Genomic DNA, 16,891 nt, shown 5'->3' on the forward strand with positions numbered 1-16,891 from the left:
TTTGCCCCACCGTACGCGTAACCCGCAATCCGCAAATTCGTCTCATTCTTGAGGGCGCCGCTTGTCGAGTATCGCTTTACGGGAAGATCCGATGTCGGTCCAACGGCTCGCTGGTTGCAATTTCTGTGGGCAGGTTTTTGCCTGAATTCATGCAGTTGCGCAGCGAGTATCGCCCGAAAGTGGTTGCTCTGTCGAGGGAGCGCCAGTTACGGGCAAATTGGCATATCGTTTGCGTTCTTCGCTCGTGCTGAGAACTTGACTCGTCCCGTGTGTAGCGTCTGGTGCGGCGGAGTTGATCCTGTCAGGAACTTAACAATGGGATCTCTTGACATGGTTTGCGGCTCATTCGCTACACTGAATATGGCAATTTCACCTAAGCTGCAAGCTCGGTTTCCTCTCCGTCCTCCCTACGAACCACAGTGCTCAACTTGCAAAATCGCATGATCGAATCGTCAGCTATCAAGTCTGTTGAAACTCGCCAGAAGGCGCTCAGCGTCAACCTCGATACGCGACGCTACGGCACCTTCGCCGAAATCGGCGCTGGTCAGGAAGTCGTTCGTTGGTTCTTCCGTGCCGGGGCCGCCTCCGGCACGATTGCAAAAAGCATGTCCGCCTACGACATGCAGGTGAGCGACGCAATTTACGGACGCGCCGGGCGCTATGTCTGCCGCGAGCGTCTGCAGGCGATGTTGGATCAAGAGCATCAGCTCAACCTGGACCGACTGACCGAGATTCGGGGCGAAACCAGCACCTTTTTCGCATTCGCCGATACGGTCGCCGCTCGCGGCTATAAAGGGGGAAGTGAATGTCATGGTTGGATGGGGATCAAATTTCAGGCCCATCCGCGTGACGAAGATAGCCAGGTGATCATCCATGTGCGGATGCTCGATAACGAGACCGCGCTGCAGCAAGAAGCGCTCGGCATCGTCGGCGTGAACCTTGTTTACGGCGCGTTCGCCTTCAATCACGAACCAGAACTGCTGGTCGATTCGCTGCTCGATGGTCTGACGACCTCGCGTATCGAGATCGATATGATCGAGTTCTCGGGGATCGCGTTTCGTCGCGTCGACAATCGCCTGATGAGTTTGAAGCTGGTCGAGCTGGGCCTTAGCGGCGCGGCGATGTTCGCCGCCAACGGCGAAGTGCTGCAACCTTCTGAGTTCCTCTATCGCAAGCCGATCCTGGTCGAACGCGGCAGCTTTCGCCCGGTCTGCAATGTCAACCTCGACATGTTGCAGTGCGCCCATGAAAAGTTCTCAGAACTTCCCGCCGTCAAAGGGAAAGAAGTTGCGCAGATCATGGAGATCACCATGCGGAACCTCAAAGCCCAAGGCGAAATCGATCGCCGCGACTTTCTCGCACGCGTCGACATCATGGCCTCTTGCGGGATGAATGTTCTGATCTCCGACTATTTTGAATACTATCGTCTGGCCGCCTATCTTTCGCAGTGCACCAAAGAAAAAATCGCCATCACGATGGGCGCCGGGAGTCTGCGTGAACTGTTTGACGAGAAGTACTACACCGAACTGGCCGGCGGCATCCTCGAATCGTTTGGACGCTTGTTCAAAAACGACCTGAAGATCTTCTGCTATCCGCTGCTAGACAACCAGACGGGTGAACTGACCACCTGCGAAAATCTGGAAATCAAACCAGAACTGCAGCCGCTGTACGGCTACTTGTTGGGGCGCGGCGGCATCAATAACCTCGACAACTATGATAAAGAGTGTCTGGGGATCTTCTCTCGCGATGTCCTGCGTAAGATCGGCGATTGCGACGCGGCCTGGGAAAAGATGGTGCCGGCATCGGTCGCCCGCGTGATCAAAGACCGCAAGTTCTTCGACTATCACTGCCCCGAAGACGAAAACTGCGCCATCCCAAAGTAGTCGCGTCTCTTGTTTGGCCCGCAGCAACTTGCTTGCGTTTTTTGAAGTTGCGCTGCGGGCCGGTGTGACAATTTCGCCTACTTCGTTGGAATCACGTTCAACGTGTAGTGCGCCTCGGCCGGGAAGAGCTGCTTGCCTTCGCCGGCGAGAAGATCATCGACATGCAATTCGTACACGAATCCGGCGCGTAGCTCATCGAGTCGCAGGCGGACTTCCTTTTTGTCGGCGCTGATTTCGATCAGGTCAATCGTCTCGGGACGCGAGTCAATATCATCGCCGCCGTACGCAGGCGTTGATTGGCGACGATACGAATTGAGCGTATAGCTCTGCTTGTCGGCGGCCGCCGGTGCGTTGATCGGTTGCGTAAAGCGAATCACAAAGCCATCGCTGGTCGCGCGGACTTCATCGATGCCGCTGGGCATCGTCTTTTCGAGCGGTCGCATCTTCACCAGCGAGCCGACGTTGGCGCCTCCGCCCCAACCGCCGTCGCGCATGTTGCCGATCACCAGCTCTCCGCTCGGCGAGACGGCGCAGGCGATTGGCCCTAGCAGCGCGTTCTTCACTTCGTCGCCGGGATCGTGGGTAAAGGGATAGATGGCGCCTTGGATGGCGTCTCCCACATGATCCAGACTCATGCGAACCAATCGACGCGTGTCGTACTCGCAGCCGATCAGATCCCCTTCAAACGGGCCGAAATAGTCTGCTCCGATCTTTTGTCGCAGCGCCGCCGACGTTTCGAGGAAACAGATGCCGTTCACGCTGCGGGTCCAAGGATGCGGAATCGCGATCGACGGCGTCGTCTCTACCGGCGCAAAGCCTGGCTTGCGATCGATCTTGTTGATGAATCCGTATCGTTTGCCCGGCACGATATGGTTCAATTCGTTGTATGGGTTGTAGTTCCCTTGATTGTCTGTCACAAACAGTTCGCCAGCCTGGTTGCGGGCGATACCAATCGGAAAGCGATGCCCCGCCGTAAGTTCTTCAATCTTAAAATAGCTCGGATCGTCGGCGGTCGGCTCGCGCGGGATCAACTTCAGCACGACTCCGCGCCACTTGGAAGCGGCCTGCGAGCGGCCATCTTGCTGACAAGCGGTCGAGATATAGTAGGCGCCGTCCTTGTCTTGCGGCAGTCCCATCGCCCAGTCGTGATAGTCGGCGGTATGTCCCCAACCATCGACTAACGTTTCGATCCGCTCCACATGTCCGGCGTCATCGTGGAAGATCCGGAGCAACGAATACTTGTTGATCACGTCAAGATAGCCGTCGTAAGCGGCCAAACCAAAAGGCGCCGCCAATTCGATATCAAGCGGGATCAGCGTTTCTTGTTTCCCATCTCCATCGGCGTCGCGCACCAACCAGATTCGCCCTTTGAGCGAAGCGACTACCATGTCCCCATTCGGACGCCAGGCGATCGCCGTCGGCATCAGTTCGACCGTCAGCGGCAAGCGCTGCGCTGACCAACCCGGCGTGATCGTCAACTCGGCCGCGGCGGCGATCGACGGCTCTATTTGCGGTCGCGGCGGATAACGATCTTCCGGCAAGCTCGAGAGATAGCGGGCCGAAAAGTTCGCCTCTTGACTGGTCGGCGTGATTTGCACGACGCCGGACGATAGCAGCTTGGCGTCGCCGGCGACGGAGATCGACAGTTTTTGTTTGGCGATCGTCAGCGTGTCGCCGTTGATTTCGACCGATGGCGTTTGCTTGGAATCTAACAGCCGCAGCGCCAGTTGATAGCCGGCAGGCATCTCTTGCACTTGAAACGTGCGGACGAATCCATGAGCGCCTTGTTCGTCCCAGACCGGCGTGATGGCTTGTCGTACTTGCAACGTTTGCGGCTTCTCTTCGCCAAACGTCAAACGATAGTCGGCCGAAACGCCTCCGTCACTGTTGCGCCGCCAACGGTCTACGCTGGTAATAAACTGGCCCGTAGTCTGCGGCGCGAGCGACTTTCCGCTGGGCTCCACCAGCGCAAGTTCCGGCGTGTCGTCGCCGATAGCGAGCAACTCGGCGCCGGCCAATTCCCAGAACCATGATTTTCCTTCGCTCCGCTCATACGCGGCGTCGCCCAATGTCCATGACGCTAGACGACCTGTTTCGAGATCAAACAGCACGTTATGCCGGTTCGGCAACCCAACAAGCAGCGGTTTGATGAATTGCAAATTGCGATCGACATCACGCAGCACGTCGGTCAGCACCAATCCAGTTTCGTTATCGCTGACGATTCCGCTGCGGCGGGCCACTCGTACTGGGTTCGGTTTCGGCGGCTGAAAATCAGGCGTGTTCAACACGTGCCAAACGGCGGCGAGTTGATCATCGATCTCGTCATGCAGCACGCCGCTGACCGGAACGGTGACGCTCGGCATTTCCATCTGCGGCACGATTCGCGCCGGTTTTCGCACCCAACGATCAAACCAATCGCGGCGAATCCGATCTCCCAGCATCGAGAGAGTCGGCCCCTTCGCATTCAACGGCGCGTCCGACGGCCGCCAATCGCCGACCGCATGGCAACTGGTGCAGTTGAACCCTTCACCGCCGACCAAGCGCTGGCCGGCGATCGCCAGCGCCGCGGGATCCACTTCGGAAGGGCGTCCGACCAGCGGGTGTGTGGGGATCCGATCTTGCTCGACCAGATAATCCTTGATCGCTGTCAACTCCGTTTCCTGGAGTCGGAACCGCGGCATCTGCACTTTGAGCCAAGGACGATGGACCGGGTCTTTGCGCAGAATGATGTCCATCAGCGCCTGGTCATGCAGTTTGTCTCCCACGCTGTTCAGCGACGGAGGAGTGAGCGTCGGCAGAACCGCGCTGAGCGCCGAGTCAGCGGCCGCCGCCTGCGCGGCGGTCGGCGCCAGGCCTTTGCCGATGCCGCGAGCATGACACGAAAGGCAATTGCGTTCGCGCACGATTTGAGCGCCGGAAACTTCAGCCGCAGCGGATCGCTTGCCGGGCGCCTTTTGGCGCAGATAGGTACGAATCGCTTCCTGCTCTTCCGCCGGCAAGCGATAGCCGGGATGCTTTTCAACCATGGGCGCCGCCAAGCAAGCGTCGCGCCACAAGTCGCCGGAGGTCAACGTCGATAACGGCTTCCGCGCGTCGTCCTTCAAATCGCCCGGCAAGCGGTGACATGCGTCACAGCGATTGGCCAGGACAAGGTCGCGGCCTTGCTTGACTTTTAGCGCGTTTTGTTTTTGCTGCGGCGTCGACGCGAGTTTGCCTGACTTGGATAGAGTCGCCAAGTAGGCGCCCAAATGCTTGCGAGAATCGCCATCCAGTTGATAAACGGGCATCCGGTGATCGGCGTTCAACGCCGCCGGATCTTCCAGCCATTTTGCAAAAAAGTGGGGCGGTCGCTTGGCCGCGATGTCACTGAGATCGCCGCCGCTAAAAGGTCCAGCCGCTCCCAACTCTCCGACACGATGACAGGCCAGACAGCCGAGCGACTCAAACATTCGTTTGCCGGCACCAACCGAGCCCCCCTTGTCTGGCTTCCCCTTTTCTCCCACCAAGTCCGATTCCGCCACCAAATAGGCGGCGATCGCTTCGGCATCCCCTGGGGGCAGATTGTAGTGAGGCATCTTGCGCGTCGAATCTTCGCTTTCTCTGGCGGCGCTCATCAGTCGATCGACAATCCAAGGTTGCGACAGATGGCCGGCGACTCGGTTGAGCGCCGGGGCCGGCAACTCGGTTGAGCGATCTCCACCATGGCAAGCGCCGCAGCGATGCGATCGCACCAGATCGCGCCCGGTATCAAACGGCTGTGCGAACGTATCGTCGATTTCATGAAAGAGCCACTCGGGCGTGATCGGCTCTAGCGAGTAATCTGGTCCGGTCCAATAGATGGCAATCTGTGCGTCAGGAGAGGTCTTGGAGAATTCGACCTGCAGCGGATGCCAATCAAATTTCAGATGGATCGATTTGGCGGTCAGCCAACCAGGCGTCTTCGCTTCGGCGTCCAGCACCACTTCGTCTTCGATCTGAATCCGGACTTTCCCTTGGGCGTAAACATACAGCGTGTAAGGGCCCGGCGTTTTGGTCAGCAGCAAACCATCCCACTTGGCGGTGAACTTGCCGCCGCTCACCCGGTCGTCGGGCGCAGCAGCGCCAAAGTTGAAAGCGATCTGCGGATCGATCCGACGGCATTGCGTTCCGTCGGCGGCGACGTAGTCAGCGATCAACCCCGAGGCGAATTCGTCCTCAAATTGGGCGGAGACCAGCGAAACCGAACCGAAAACAAACAAGCAAACGGCGGCGAGAATGCGATAGGCAGGCATGAAGAACCGCAAGTAAGGAAGGAGGGTAGAGGGGGGGGTCTACAGCGTTTCCAGTCTACTGCGCCGCTCCGTAAATTGCACCTGATATCTCGTGACATTAAGAATAAACGAACACAGACCGGAACCAAGCTATTCGCAAACGGTTTCTGACTGGGCTAAACTTGAGGGCGATCGTCGCCCTTAGTTCATGATACCCTGCCTTGCGAGTCTGTGATGAAGCATGCCCCCCCCTTTTTCACCCTTCTGACCGTCCTGCTATTTTCCGGCGTCGCCGCGGCCGCGGATCAGCCGAACATTCTGTTCATTATGTCGGACGATCACGCCTATAACGCGCTCAGTTGCTACGGCAGCAAGATCAACCAAACGCCGAATCTCGATCGCATCGCCAAAGAAGGAATGCGTTTCGACAATTGCATGGTCACCAATTCGATCTGTGGTCCGTGCCGCGCCGTGATTCTGACCGGCAAGTTCAGCCACAAGAATGGCTTTGTTGACAATCACAGCCGCTTCAACGGCAAGCAGTTGACCTATCCCAAGTTACTGCAAAAAGCGGGCTATCAAACCGCCGTCGTCGGCAAATGGCACCTGGTCAGCGATCCGACCGGTTTTGACTACTGGGAAGTACTGCAAGGGCAAGGACCGTACTACAACCCGACGATGCTCTCGAATACCGGAAAGCACAAGCACACCGGCTACACGACCGACATCATTACCGATCTGGCGCTGAACTGGCTGAAGGAAAGTCGCGATCCCAACAAGCCGTTTCTGCTGGTCTATCAACACAAGGCCCCGCATCGCAACTGGCAGCCGGGACCGAAGTACCTGAACATGTACGACGGCGAAACGATTCCGGAGCCCGACACGCTGTTTGACGATTACGAGAATCGGGCCACGCCGGCGTCTGAGCAAGAGATGACGATCGCCAATCATATGAACCCGAACGATCTGAAGCTGACCCAGCCGAAAGGATTGACGAAAGAGCAACTAGCCGCGTGGAACGCCGCTTACGAACCGAAGAACAAAGCGTTCGAAGAAGCCGACCTGAAGGGAGACGATCTCGTTCGTTGGAAGTACCAACGCTACATCAAAGACTATCTCCGCTGCGTCGCTGCGGTCGATGACAACGTCGGTCGCGTCCTGGATTATTTGGATGACAGCGGTTTGGCCGATAACACAATTGTCGTTTACACGTCGGACCAAAGCTTTTATCTCGGCGAACATGGCTGGTACGACAAGCGTTGGATGTACGAAGAATCGTTCCGCACGCCGCTGATGGTTCGTTGGCCCGAGAAGATCCAAGCGGGCGCGACCAACGACGCGTTGGTGATGAATCTGGACTTCGCCGAAACATTCCTGAACGCCGCCGGCGTCGAGATCCCCGCCGAAATGCAAGGCCGCAGCTTTTTGCCGATGCTCGAAGGGAAGACGATCCCTGATTGGCGCAAGAGCGTTTACTACCACTACTACGAATATCCGCAACCGCATCGCGTCGCGCCTCATTACGGCGTCCGCACCGATCGCTACAAACTGATCCATTTCTACAAGACCGACGAGTGGGAACTGTTCGATCTAGAGAAGGATCCGAAAGAGCTGAAGAGCGTTTACGACGACTCCGCCTATGCGGAAGTTCTGAACGAGATGAAGTCCGAACTGAAAAAGCTGCGTAAGCAGTATGAAGACGACGGCACGGTCGTCCAGTTTGATAAGGCAGGAAACGTGAAGTCATCGTAACTTCCGCTTCCTGAATCCAACGACCAAGGCGTCCATGAAGGGCGCCTTGTTGTTTTTCTTGTCGTAAGATCCGCGGTGAGGCCCAAGAGCCACGTTCAAATCAGATTTGCGCAACATCTAGCAATTCAAGCAGTCCGCACAGCGGACCCAACAAAAAAAGGGCTCGCCTGAAGTTAGACGAGCCCTTTTGAGTTTTGTTACCGAAAAATCGTCTGCTTAGATTTGCGGATCTTCTTCAAACGATTCGAGCTTGGTCGGGAAGAACAGCTCGCGAACGGCGATCAGCAGGCGTTGTTCGATCGGCGAGTGACCGGCGTTGATTCCTTTTTGAACCAGCGTGGCCAACAGCGCCTGACCTTCGGGCCAGCGAACGCTCATCACTTTGCTGCAATCTTCCAACAGTTGATAGATGCGAGCCCGGGTGACGCCCAGCATGCGAGCTTGCATGCGAACGCTTTGCGGCTTGCCTCCCAGGCCGAGACGTCCGACCGCGAGGTCAAAGACGGTGTCGCCGGCGTCTAGTTTGATTTGCTTCAGCAGCGCGTCGGCGATGTAAGCGCGGACGTCATCTTCCGAAGGCTGGTTGTCGTCGACCAGTTTGTCGAGGACGAAGCGTTCGACGGTTGGCACAAAGTTCGGCTGCAGCTTCAGGGCGAACTGAGTTTGCGGTTGGACGTTCTCCAGCATCTGGTGGATGCGGAAGAAGACTTCCAGCACGACGCGAACGCGCTTTTCGCCGTGGGTTTTGAGACGACGGATCTCGGCGACGGTGTAGTCGAGATAGAAGCTGAGCGGCGTGTTCCAGATCACGGTCGGCACTTCGGCGAGCGAAGAGGCCAAGCGGCCGAGCTTCTCGTGCTGCAGGTTGTGCAGGCGAACCGAATCGCGCCACTTGGCCCACAACAGTTCGGAAACGAGCGTATGGTCAAACTGACCATCCGGCGAGCAAGGCATGCCCAGGATCTCGTCCCCCTGAGTCGCGGGAGCTTGCTCTTGGGCGCCGTACGGCGTTGAATGGGGTTCTTCCTTCGTGGCGCGATGCAGAAGGCGAACGAGCGAACTGATTTTCTTCTGGCCGATGCCAGGAGTCGCCGAGAGCTCTTCAAACGGGGTCGCTAGTAGGTCACCTAGCGAGCGTCCGAGAAAAGCAAGCGGCAAGCGGCGATCGTTTGGCAGCGCCCAATAGGCGAGCGGCTTTTCCAGTCGATCCGAAAATTTGTTTTCATCCAGCAGCGCTCGTTTCACTTCGTCGAAGCTGCTGATTAATTGGTAATCTTCCGCCGATGCGACCTTAGTCACTCGCATCATAATGATCTGCTCCTCTTAATTCGCGTTTCTGTTCCGAGTAGCACTTCTCTCAAGGGTACGTCGATATTGAGACTCGATGGACCTCTTCCGATAAGTGCAGCGCCTACTGCTTTGTCAGCAAAGTATTATTTAATCTTTGCTAATTCAGAGAAGTTGTCCAGTGATTTTCATTCCCTCGATCGTTAAATTTTCATCCGCCTCTTTGGATGGCAAGTTTTCGATATGTTGAGAAAGTGTTAATTTCCGACGCTTTCCGCTTCTGTGGTAAGCCGAACGGAGTTAAAAACCACCTTGCAGCTATCTGTTAGATTGTCCAACCGTATCACTGGGATGTCAAGCGAAATTGAATCGGCGAAACGAAAAATGTATTCGTTTGCCTGTCGAGTAATCCCACCCCCAGTTACCCTATTGAGACCGAAACAATCTTGTTAAGGCAATCTATTGTCCGTAAGTCCAACATCTAAGCTGTCGATACAGGCAACCGAATCGACTTACTGCGTTATTGGCGCAGGTCCGTCGGGATTAGCCGTGCTTAAAAATCTTTTGCAAATGGGAGTGCAATGTCACGCGCTAGAACGTGAAGATGATGTCGGGGGGAACTGGAATTTTGGCAAAGCGTCCAGCAGCGTCTACCAATCGACGCATCTCATCTCCTCCAAGCGGATGACCGCTTATGACGAATTCCCCATGCCTGAGTCGTTTTCGTCCTACCCCAGCCATCAAGAGGCGCAGCAGTATCTACGCAGTTATGCGCGCGAGTTTGATCTTTATTCGCACATCGAGTTGGGGGCTACGGTAAACCACATTTCGCCTGTCGGACCGGACGCTTGGGAAATCAACGTCGCCGGTGAGGATTCGCCTCGTAAATATGCCGGGGTGATCATCGCCAACGGGCATCATTGGGATCCTCTGTCGCCGCAAATCCCCGGCAATTTCAACGGAGAAGTGATTCATTCGCGGCAGTTCAAATCAGGGGAGCAGCTTCGCGGCAAGCGTGTTTTAGTGGTCGGCGCCGGCAATACCGGCTGCGATATCGCCGTCGAAGCGGCGATTCACGCTGATTACGCCGCGCTCAGCATGCGACGGGGATATCATTTTCTCCCCAAGTTCATCCGAGGGAAACCGTCGGATGTGATCGGCGATCGCCTGCGCGGGTTGCCGATCCCCAAATTGTGGAAGCGGTGGATCGTTCGTCATGCGGTCGCGTTTGTGTTGGGGCGTCCCGAGAGATACGGTCTCCCCCGCCCTGATCACGAGATCTTCGCGACGCATCCGATCATCAATTCACAGCTTCCATACTACGTCGGGCATGGCCGCGTGCAGGTCTTTTCGGACGTCAAGCAGTTCGACGGCGATGAGGTGGTCTTTGCCGACGAGCGCCGTCAGGCGTTTGATCTGGTTATCTTGGCGACCGGCTACAAGCTCTCGTTTCCGTTTATCGACCTGAAGCAGTTGAACGCGCAAGAGGGAACGCCGCGTCTGTTTTTGCATGCGTTTCATCCCGACAAAGACAATCTGTTTGTCGCCGGTATGATTCAACCCAACAGCGGACAGTGGCCCTTGAGCGAACTGCAGGCCAAGATCATGGCCCGCTTCATCGTCGCTCAGAAGACGCAGCCGCAGTTGGCCGATTGGTTTCGAGCGCTAAAACACTCCAGCGCCGCCGGCTGGCCGCAGAAAGACGAATTTATCGCATCCCCGCGCCATCGACTGGAAGTCGACTATTACGACTATCGGAAAACGCTGCAGAAGATCTTGCGGCGGATGGATGGGGTGAAGCCGCTCTCGCGGAAATGACGAATGTCTAAAACTCAATCACCATTTCATCTTCAGCCAAGATCGTGTTGGGGAAGATCTTCTGGGCGATTTCGATTCCGATCGGGTCGGCGATGTCATCCAGCGGATTGACGTGGGTCAGCACTAAGCGGCCGACTCCGGCCGCTTGGGCGACCTGGGCGACCGGCGTGACGCAACTGTGTCCGGTCGTCTCGGCGAAGTCGTCGACGCCGTCGGTAAAATAGCATTCGTGCAACAGCAGATCGACGCCGCGGATTTTTTCGAGATAGTCGGCGCCGATCTCGGCCGTCGTGTCGGTGACGTAAGCCATCGAGCGATCCGCCAAGTCGAGTCGATAGCCGACGCTGCCGCCGGGATGTTTCAAGGGGAACCAACTCAAGCGTCCGCCGCCGGCCAGCGGGACATCGCCTGTCAGCGGAACAAACTCGCAGGGAGGCGCCACCGGAAAGAGCAACGGCGAGAGCAAGTGTTGACGGATTGCGTCGATCTTGTCTTGTTCGGCATGTACGCGGACGGACGTCTCTTTTTGGTAGAGCGTATCAAACAGAAACGTCACGCCGATCACATGATCGAGATGCGCATGCGACAGAAAGATGTCGAGCTGCGGCGTTTCGATCCGACTGCGAACGCGATGCAGCCCTGTGCCTGCGTCCAGCACGACGCCGATCTCAGGCAACATAAAACAGGCGGTTTGTCGGGTCTGGCTCGGGTGATAGCCAGAAACGCCGAGACAATGAAGTTGCATGACGGCGGCAAAACATGGTGCGAACGACAGGCAAGCGGCGACGCGCCGCTCATGGCTCTTCTATGGTAGAAGATGCCGCCGCCAGATGCGACGCCTTTCTTTCGGCGAAGCGGCAATGGAGGTCAGCGCAAAGAAAAAGCCGCCGCGACGCGGCCCGAAGGCTACGTCGCGACGACTGCTGCTAGGAGTTGGTATTGCGTCGACGGTTTAGCGGCGACGTTTGGAGCTGAGTTCAAACTTGAATTCGTTGGGGCCGTCGGCGACCACATCAGCGCTTAAAATACTCCGCTGGTTGTAGATCGGGGGGACAACGACACGCTGGGGCGGCTTGCGGCCTTCTTCGACCAGTCGGGCGACCGCCTTTTCGTCGTCGAAGGCAATACCGCCATCGTCGCGGGATTCAATCTCGATGCGGTGGTTTCCGACCAATGGTGCATAATCCCCTTCCGCCGAGAATGTTCCATCGGTCACAGTGGCAAACGCTTTCGGCCCGACGATCCCGCCCTTTGGAATGAAGTAGACGACACCTTCGGCGAGCGGCTTTCCGTCTAGCGTCACGATGCCGCTGGCATCTGCTCGATCAAATGGATCATCGGAACGACTGCAACCCATCGAGTACAGCGCCAGCAAGGCAATAACACCCAATTGGATTGACTTAGTACTCACCGATAACCTCCCCACCGCCACGCGTCGCCAAGTAGTCGAGCGTATCGGCGTCGATTGTGCTCGGAACAAAGTGAACCGAACCGTCGACGAACACGAACTGTACGCCTCCAACGTGCTCGCTGCGGAATGATTGAACCCAGTCGGAGTCGAAGACTTCGTCGCCAGCTTTGTCTTTGGGGTTGAAAAGCGAAGAAGTGCTAAACGCGGTGGATGTTGGGTAAGGATTGCCCCAGTAGGTAAATGAATACCGGGGAAGCCCGACGCATTCCGCCGCGCTATGGGAGCTAAACAGGTAGTCGGGCAGATTGTAAGCCGATTCGCCTACCAAGAATGTGTTGCTTGTCCCATCCGTAATATCACGAAAGGCAGTCTTGCCTGGCGATGAAATCGAATAAACGATTGCGCCATTCAACTGCTGGCCGACTGCAGTGCCGTAGGCCTCCGCTTTTTCTGTTCCGACGTTCAAGGCGTAATTTCCTGGCGCGCGACCGTCGTCACAAACGGCATCGCCAACTTGCCGCGGCTCCGATGCGGATGGACAGAGGTACATTTCGATCCGTTGACCTGTTACGGCAACGTTGTGTGCGCTGCTATTCGATTGCGACGGATCGAAGATGTCGTAGGCGTTCCCTTGTTCTAAGTAGGGAAGGATTGCGGCAAAGTAGCTGCCTGCGCTCGTATTCGAATACCCATAGTCGACGTTCGGAAACTGGCGATGCGTGTCGTGGTAGTTGTGTGTCCCAAGTCCAATCTGCTTCAGATTGTTCGTGCAAGATATCCGCCGCGCCGCTTCGCGGGCTTGTTGCACGGCCGGCAACAGCAGGGCGATCAATACCCCAATAATGGCGATCACCACCAACAACTCAACTAACGTAAAACCTCGACGACGCATGGTCGGCTCTCCTTTTTGATTTCGCCCGGGCAGGCAACAAGGGGGGATTTCGCAACGCGAAACGGTTGTCGACCGTGTGGGCTGGCAGGAGAGCTGGCGAACGGAAGGCAAATTTTTGCGAGAAAACTCGGGGGAACGCGTTGCAAGTGAAACTGAGATCGAGTATCAATATCGATGTAAGAAGTTTAGCCGCCCATCCAAGGCGTTGTCAACGACTGACTCCAAAAAACTTCCCCCCGCGAAATTTCACCACTGATTGCCTATGTCCAGCGACGAATCGCAACGCTCTGACGATGACGCAACCTTCCCTGCGGCCCAGGCCGCGTCCAGTGATTCTGCGGCGGCTGGTCCCCAGTCAAGAATCGTGGACTCGAACGAGTTGATGGACGGGAACAGCGAGATCTTGATTTCCCACAAAGGCGCCTTCTATCGACTTCGCGAGACGCGCAGCGGCAAGTTAATCCTGCAAAAGTAAGCAAGTCGCGCCGCTCGGTTGGCTTGCTCCCAGCGGCTTTGCTACAATCCAGCGATGCCATTTCCTCTTACCTTGTGGTTGGTTCATCCCGACCCATCTATCTGCGAGCCGCTCATCGCTCGCTTTGACGGTTTGCCTGGCGTAATCGCCCAGGCTCGCCGCTTTGAAAACCTGCCGCCGCACGATTGCTTCGTGACTGCGGGCAATTCCTTCGGCATGATGACCGCCGGAATTGACGCGGCTGTTGTCGCATTCCACGGCGAGTCATTAATGACGCAGGTCCAGAATCGAATCTTGGACGAGTACCTGGGAGAGCAGCCGGTCGGAACTGCTTTTGTGGTAGAAACCAATACGCCCGGCTACCCGTTTGTAGTACATGCGCCCACGATGCGCGTGCCGGGCTCGATCGCTGGGACCGACAAAGTCTATGCCGCAACCTTGGCCGCGCTGGTTGTGATCTATCGCCATAACGTGACTCATCCGCAAAAAATCAGCACGGTCGCACTGCCGGCGATGGGCGCCGGTTTCGGCGGCGTAGCGCCCAGTGAAGTCGGGCGTCAAATGGCGGCAGCTTACCGCAACTATCTTGAGCCTCCACATCGTTTCGACTGGGATATGGTGGCGCGGCGGCAAAAGCAGATCTGCTACGACGGAAATCGTCAGGTGATCCGCGGCTAAGGGGCGCCGCGGTCAAGGCTGTCCGTTTTTCCTGGTTCGGCGGCGTGTTAAGCTATCCTTAGCCTTAGACATTTCCCCCCTCAGGAGCTCGCCGCGTGAGCGATGACACTATTTTGCTATTGGCCGCGTTATCGCGCGGTGAGACCGGCGCCGCCGAGAAGCTGTTGCCGTTGGTCTACAGCGAATTGAAGGGAATCGCCGGGCGGCAAATGCAGCGTGAACGGGCTGATCACACGCTGCAGCCAACGGCGCTTGTGCACGAGGCCTATCTGAAGTTGATCGATCAAAGCCGCGTTCAGTGGCAAGGCCGTACGCATTTTTGCGCCATCGCCGCCAACATCATGCGGCGCATCCTGGTCGACCACGCGCGGGGTCGCAACGCCGCCAAGCGCGGCGCCGGCGCCCAGAAGATCGCCATCGACGAGAATCTGACGCCTGACGAGCCGTCGCGCGAAGTCGACCTGGTCGCTTTGGACGACGCGCTCGAGCGCTTGGCACAACTCAATCCGCGGCACGCACGGATTGTCGAACTCCGCTACTTCGGCGGACTCACGGTCGAAGAGACCGCCGCTACGCTCGATATCTCCGCATCCACCGTCAAAAACGACTGGCGCGCCGCCAAAGCTTGGCTGCTGACTCAGTTGGAAGAACACTAGCCCGAGGCGCGAGCCGAAGGAATGCGTGCTCTCCTCCAATAGGGTTGCTATATTGCCAATGAAGCCGGAAGACTATCAACAAGCATGCGACGCGTTTGATCATGCGATCCAGCTATCGCCAACCGAGCGCAGCGCGTGGCTGGCTGCGCACTTCGCCGATCGTGTGGACTTGCAAGAGCAGGTCGACGCGATGCTCTCCCAAGCCGACGATAGCCGGCTCGATCGCTCTCCGCTGGAAGCGGCGTTGACGCCCGATAGTCCCACGATTGGTTGGGATACGATCACCGCGCTTCCCCTCTCCGCCGACAAGCTTCAGGTCACCGGTTATGAGATCGAAGCCGAGATCGCTCGCGGCGGGATGGGCGTGGTCTATCGCGCTCGACAGCAAAGCCCCAGCCGTACGGTCGCACTAAAAATGATCCTGGCTGGGCAGTTCGCTTCGACCGACGAAGTCGCCCGGTTTCGGATCGAAGCGGAAGCAGCCGCCAACTTGACGCATCCCGGCATCGTGCCGATCTATGAAGTCGGCAGTCACGACGGTCGACATTACTTTTCGATGGGCTATGTCGCCGGCCAAAGTTTGGCGGCGGCGCTGAAGACCCGCTCGTTCGCCCCCGAGGAAGCGGCCGATCTGGTTCGACAGATCGCCGAAGCGATTCAACACGCGCATCAACATGGCGTGATTCACCGCGACTTGAAGCCGTCGAACGTGTTATTGGATGAGCAAGGGCGTCCGCAGGTGACCGACTTCGGCTTGGCCAAACGGGTTGGCGACGACGCAGACCTGACCTGCACCGGGCAGATCATGGGAAGCCCCGGCTATATGGCGCCAGAGCAAGCGTCGGGCCGCGTCCATCAGGTTGGAGCTGCGACCGACGTCTATGGTTTGGGGGCGATCCTCTATGCGCTGCTGACCGGCAAGCCGCCGTTTGAAAGCGCCAACTTGCTCGATGCGATTGATCTCGTCTGCTCGTCCGACGTCACTCCGCCGCGCAAGCACAATCGACAGATCCCGCGCAAGCTGGAGACGATCTGCTTGAAGTGTTTGCACAAATCGCCGAGCGCCCGGTATCACACCGCAGGCGAACTGGCCGCCGACTTACAGGCCTATCTCAGCAACGAGCCGATCCAGGCGCGTCCTTTATCTCCACTAGAGCGAATTGTCTTTTGGGCGCGGCGTCGTCCCGGATTGGCGATCACCTGGGCGGCGATGTTGCTGTTTTACGCCTATCACTTATTTTGCGTCTGGGTCGTGCGGGATCCCGTATCGTCGGCGCCGCTATTTCAAGTGATCTCGATCGCGACCGCTTTGGGTTACGCGATTGGGGCTTGGTTCTTTCAGCGGATGTACGAAAAGCCGCGCCGCCGCAGCACCGCGATCTATCTGTGGATGACGATGAACGTGGTGCTGCTGACGCTGTTGTTATTTTCCGCCAACGGCGCCGCTAGCCCCCTCGTGCTGGGATATGTGCTATTAGTGGCTGCAAGTGGGGCGCTCTATCAAACGGGGCTCGTTGGTTACGTCACCACAATCTCGCTGATCGGCTATTACATCCACGTCTTCTTCTCGCTCGTTTTTCCCAAAGGTCCGCCGTTCGACATCCACTGGATGATCTGTCTAACGCTCTCCATTTTGCTGTTGGGGATGATTCAGTATTTCGTGGTGCGCAAAATCCGCATGGCTAACGCATAAGCGGCGCTAGAAGCGGAAGCAAATCGCGTGGGCATAATCGCTATCTCCGGCGCGAAAGACGGCGCGTTCCGAATTCTGGGGAAGCGCCGCTTTCAT

The 16,891-nt window shown here is 57.2% G+C and carries 12 protein-coding genes; 7 read left to right on the forward strand and 5 right to left on the reverse strand.

Annotated elements, in window-relative coordinates:
- The first annotated feature begins 440 nt into the window (after positions 1-440).
- Positions 441-1,883, forward strand: a complete 1,443-nt coding sequence (locus tag M4951_RS23600; RefSeq protein WP_262024050.1) for a TonB-dependent receptor — start codon at positions 441-443, stop codon at positions 1,881-1,883.
- 77 nt (positions 1,884-1,960) lie between these two features.
- Here the strand turns inward: M4951_RS23600 and M4951_RS23605 are convergent, their stop codons facing one another.
- Complete coding sequence (locus tag M4951_RS23605; RefSeq protein WP_262024051.1) at positions 1,961-6,154, reverse strand: PA14 domain-containing protein; 4,194 nt, start codon at positions 6,152-6,154, stop codon at positions 1,961-1,963.
- 213 nt (positions 6,155-6,367) lie between these two features.
- Between M4951_RS23605 and M4951_RS23610 the strand changes: the two genes are divergently transcribed.
- Entirely contained in the window at positions 6,368-7,885 is a 1,518-nt protein-coding gene (locus M4951_RS23610; RefSeq protein WP_262024052.1) for a sulfatase, read from the forward strand.
- Positions 7,886-8,101: 216 nt separating this feature from the next.
- On the opposite strand, the gene M4951_RS23615 is transcribed toward M4951_RS23610, so the two are convergent.
- Complete coding sequence (locus M4951_RS23615; protein ID WP_262024053.1) at positions 8,102-9,193, reverse strand: hypothetical protein; 1,092 nt, start codon at positions 9,191-9,193, stop codon at positions 8,102-8,104.
- A 441-nt stretch (positions 9,194-9,634) separates the two neighbouring features.
- Here M4951_RS23615 and M4951_RS23620 point away from each other — a divergent pair, with 441 nt between their 5' ends.
- Positions 9,635-10,990 carry a flavin-containing monooxygenase gene (locus M4951_RS23620; protein ID WP_262024054.1) on the forward strand — a complete coding sequence of 452 codons (1,356 nt, stop codon included), beginning with the start codon at positions 9,635-9,637 and terminating at the stop codon, positions 10,988-10,990.
- Positions 10,991-10,997: 7 nt separating this feature from the next.
- Here M4951_RS23620 and M4951_RS23625 read toward each other — a convergent pair whose 3' ends face one another.
- The 3 genes from M4951_RS23625 to M4951_RS23635 all read right to left on the reverse strand — a co-directional run bounded on the left by M4951_RS23625 (position 10,998) and on the right by M4951_RS23635 (position 13,293).
- Complete coding sequence (locus M4951_RS23625) at positions 10,998-11,735, reverse strand: MBL fold metallo-hydrolase (RefSeq protein WP_262024055.1); 738 nt, start codon at positions 11,733-11,735, stop codon at positions 10,998-11,000.
- Positions 11,736-11,942: 207 nt separating this feature from the next.
- A complete protein-coding gene (locus M4951_RS23630) occupies positions 11,943-12,401 on the reverse strand; it encodes a hypothetical protein (RefSeq protein ID WP_262024056.1) in 459 nt (152 codons plus the stop codon).
- Positions 12,391-13,293: a DUF1559 domain-containing protein gene (locus M4951_RS23635; RefSeq protein WP_262024057.1), complete on the reverse strand. Its 903-nt coding sequence runs from the start codon at positions 13,291-13,293 to the stop codon at positions 12,391-12,393. Before M4951_RS23635 ends, M4951_RS23630 begins: the two co-directional genes overlap by 11 nt.
- 262 nt (positions 13,294-13,555) lie before the next feature.
- Between M4951_RS23635 and hemP the strand changes: the two genes are divergently transcribed.
- The 4 genes from hemP to M4951_RS23655 all read left to right on the forward strand — a co-directional run bounded on the left by hemP (position 13,556) and on the right by M4951_RS23655 (position 16,795).
- Positions 13,556-13,768, forward strand: a complete 213-nt coding sequence (gene hemP, locus M4951_RS23640) for a hemin uptake protein HemP (RefSeq protein ID WP_262024058.1) — start codon at positions 13,556-13,558, stop codon at positions 13,766-13,768.
- Positions 13,769-13,822: 54 nt separating this feature from the next.
- Positions 13,823-14,446 (forward strand): macro domain-containing protein, encoded by a 624-nt coding sequence (locus tag M4951_RS23645; protein WP_262024059.1) that lies wholly within the window; start codon positions 13,823-13,825, stop codon positions 14,444-14,446.
- Between the two features lie 95 nt (positions 14,447-14,541).
- The gene (locus tag M4951_RS23650) at positions 14,542-15,102 is read left to right on the forward strand and encodes a sigma-70 family RNA polymerase sigma factor (protein ID WP_262024060.1); all 561 of its coding nucleotides are present in this window, start codon (positions 14,542-14,544) and stop codon (positions 15,100-15,102) included.
- 58 nt (positions 15,103-15,160) lie between these two features.
- Positions 15,161-16,795: a serine/threonine-protein kinase gene (locus M4951_RS23655; RefSeq protein WP_262024061.1), complete on the forward strand. Its 1,635-nt coding sequence runs from the start codon at positions 15,161-15,163 to the stop codon at positions 16,793-16,795.
- Positions 16,796-16,891 lie beyond the last annotated feature (96 nt).

It is taken from the genome of Blastopirellula sp. J2-11, from assembly GCF_024584705.1.
GTDB lineage: Bacteria > Planctomycetota > Planctomycetia > Pirellulales > Pirellulaceae > Blastopirellula.

Bases quoted from the DNA above. Each gene is read 5' to 3' on its own strand.
- M4951_RS23600 (WP_262024050.1), top strand. From the start codon at position 441: ATGATCGAATCGTCAGCTATCAAGTCTGTTGAAACTCGCCAGAAGGCG.
- M4951_RS23605 (WP_262024051.1), bottom strand. From the start codon at position 6,154: ATGCCTGCCTATCGCATTCTCGCCGCCGTTTGCTTGTTTGTTTTCGGT.
- M4951_RS23610 (WP_262024052.1), top strand. From the start codon at position 6,368: ATGAAGCATGCCCCCCCCTTTTTCACCCTTCTGACCGTCCTGCTATTT.
- M4951_RS23615 (WP_262024053.1), bottom strand. From the start codon at position 9,193: ATGATGCGAGTGACTAAGGTCGCATCGGCGGAAGATTACCAATTAATC.
- M4951_RS23625 (WP_262024055.1), bottom strand. From the start codon at position 11,735: ATGCAACTTCATTGTCTCGGCGTTTCTGGCTATCACCCGAGCCAGACC.
- M4951_RS23635 (WP_262024057.1), bottom strand. From the start codon at position 13,293: ATGCGTCGTCGAGGTTTTACGTTAGTTGAGTTGTTGGTGGTGATCGCC.
- hemP (WP_262024058.1), top strand. From the start codon at position 13,556: ATGTCCAGCGACGAATCGCAACGCTCTGACGATGACGCAACCTTCCCT.
- M4951_RS23645 (WP_262024059.1), top strand. From the start codon at position 13,823: ATGCCATTTCCTCTTACCTTGTGGTTGGTTCATCCCGACCCATCTATC.
- M4951_RS23655 (WP_262024061.1), top strand. From the start codon at position 15,161: ATGAAGCCGGAAGACTATCAACAAGCATGCGACGCGTTTGATCATGCG.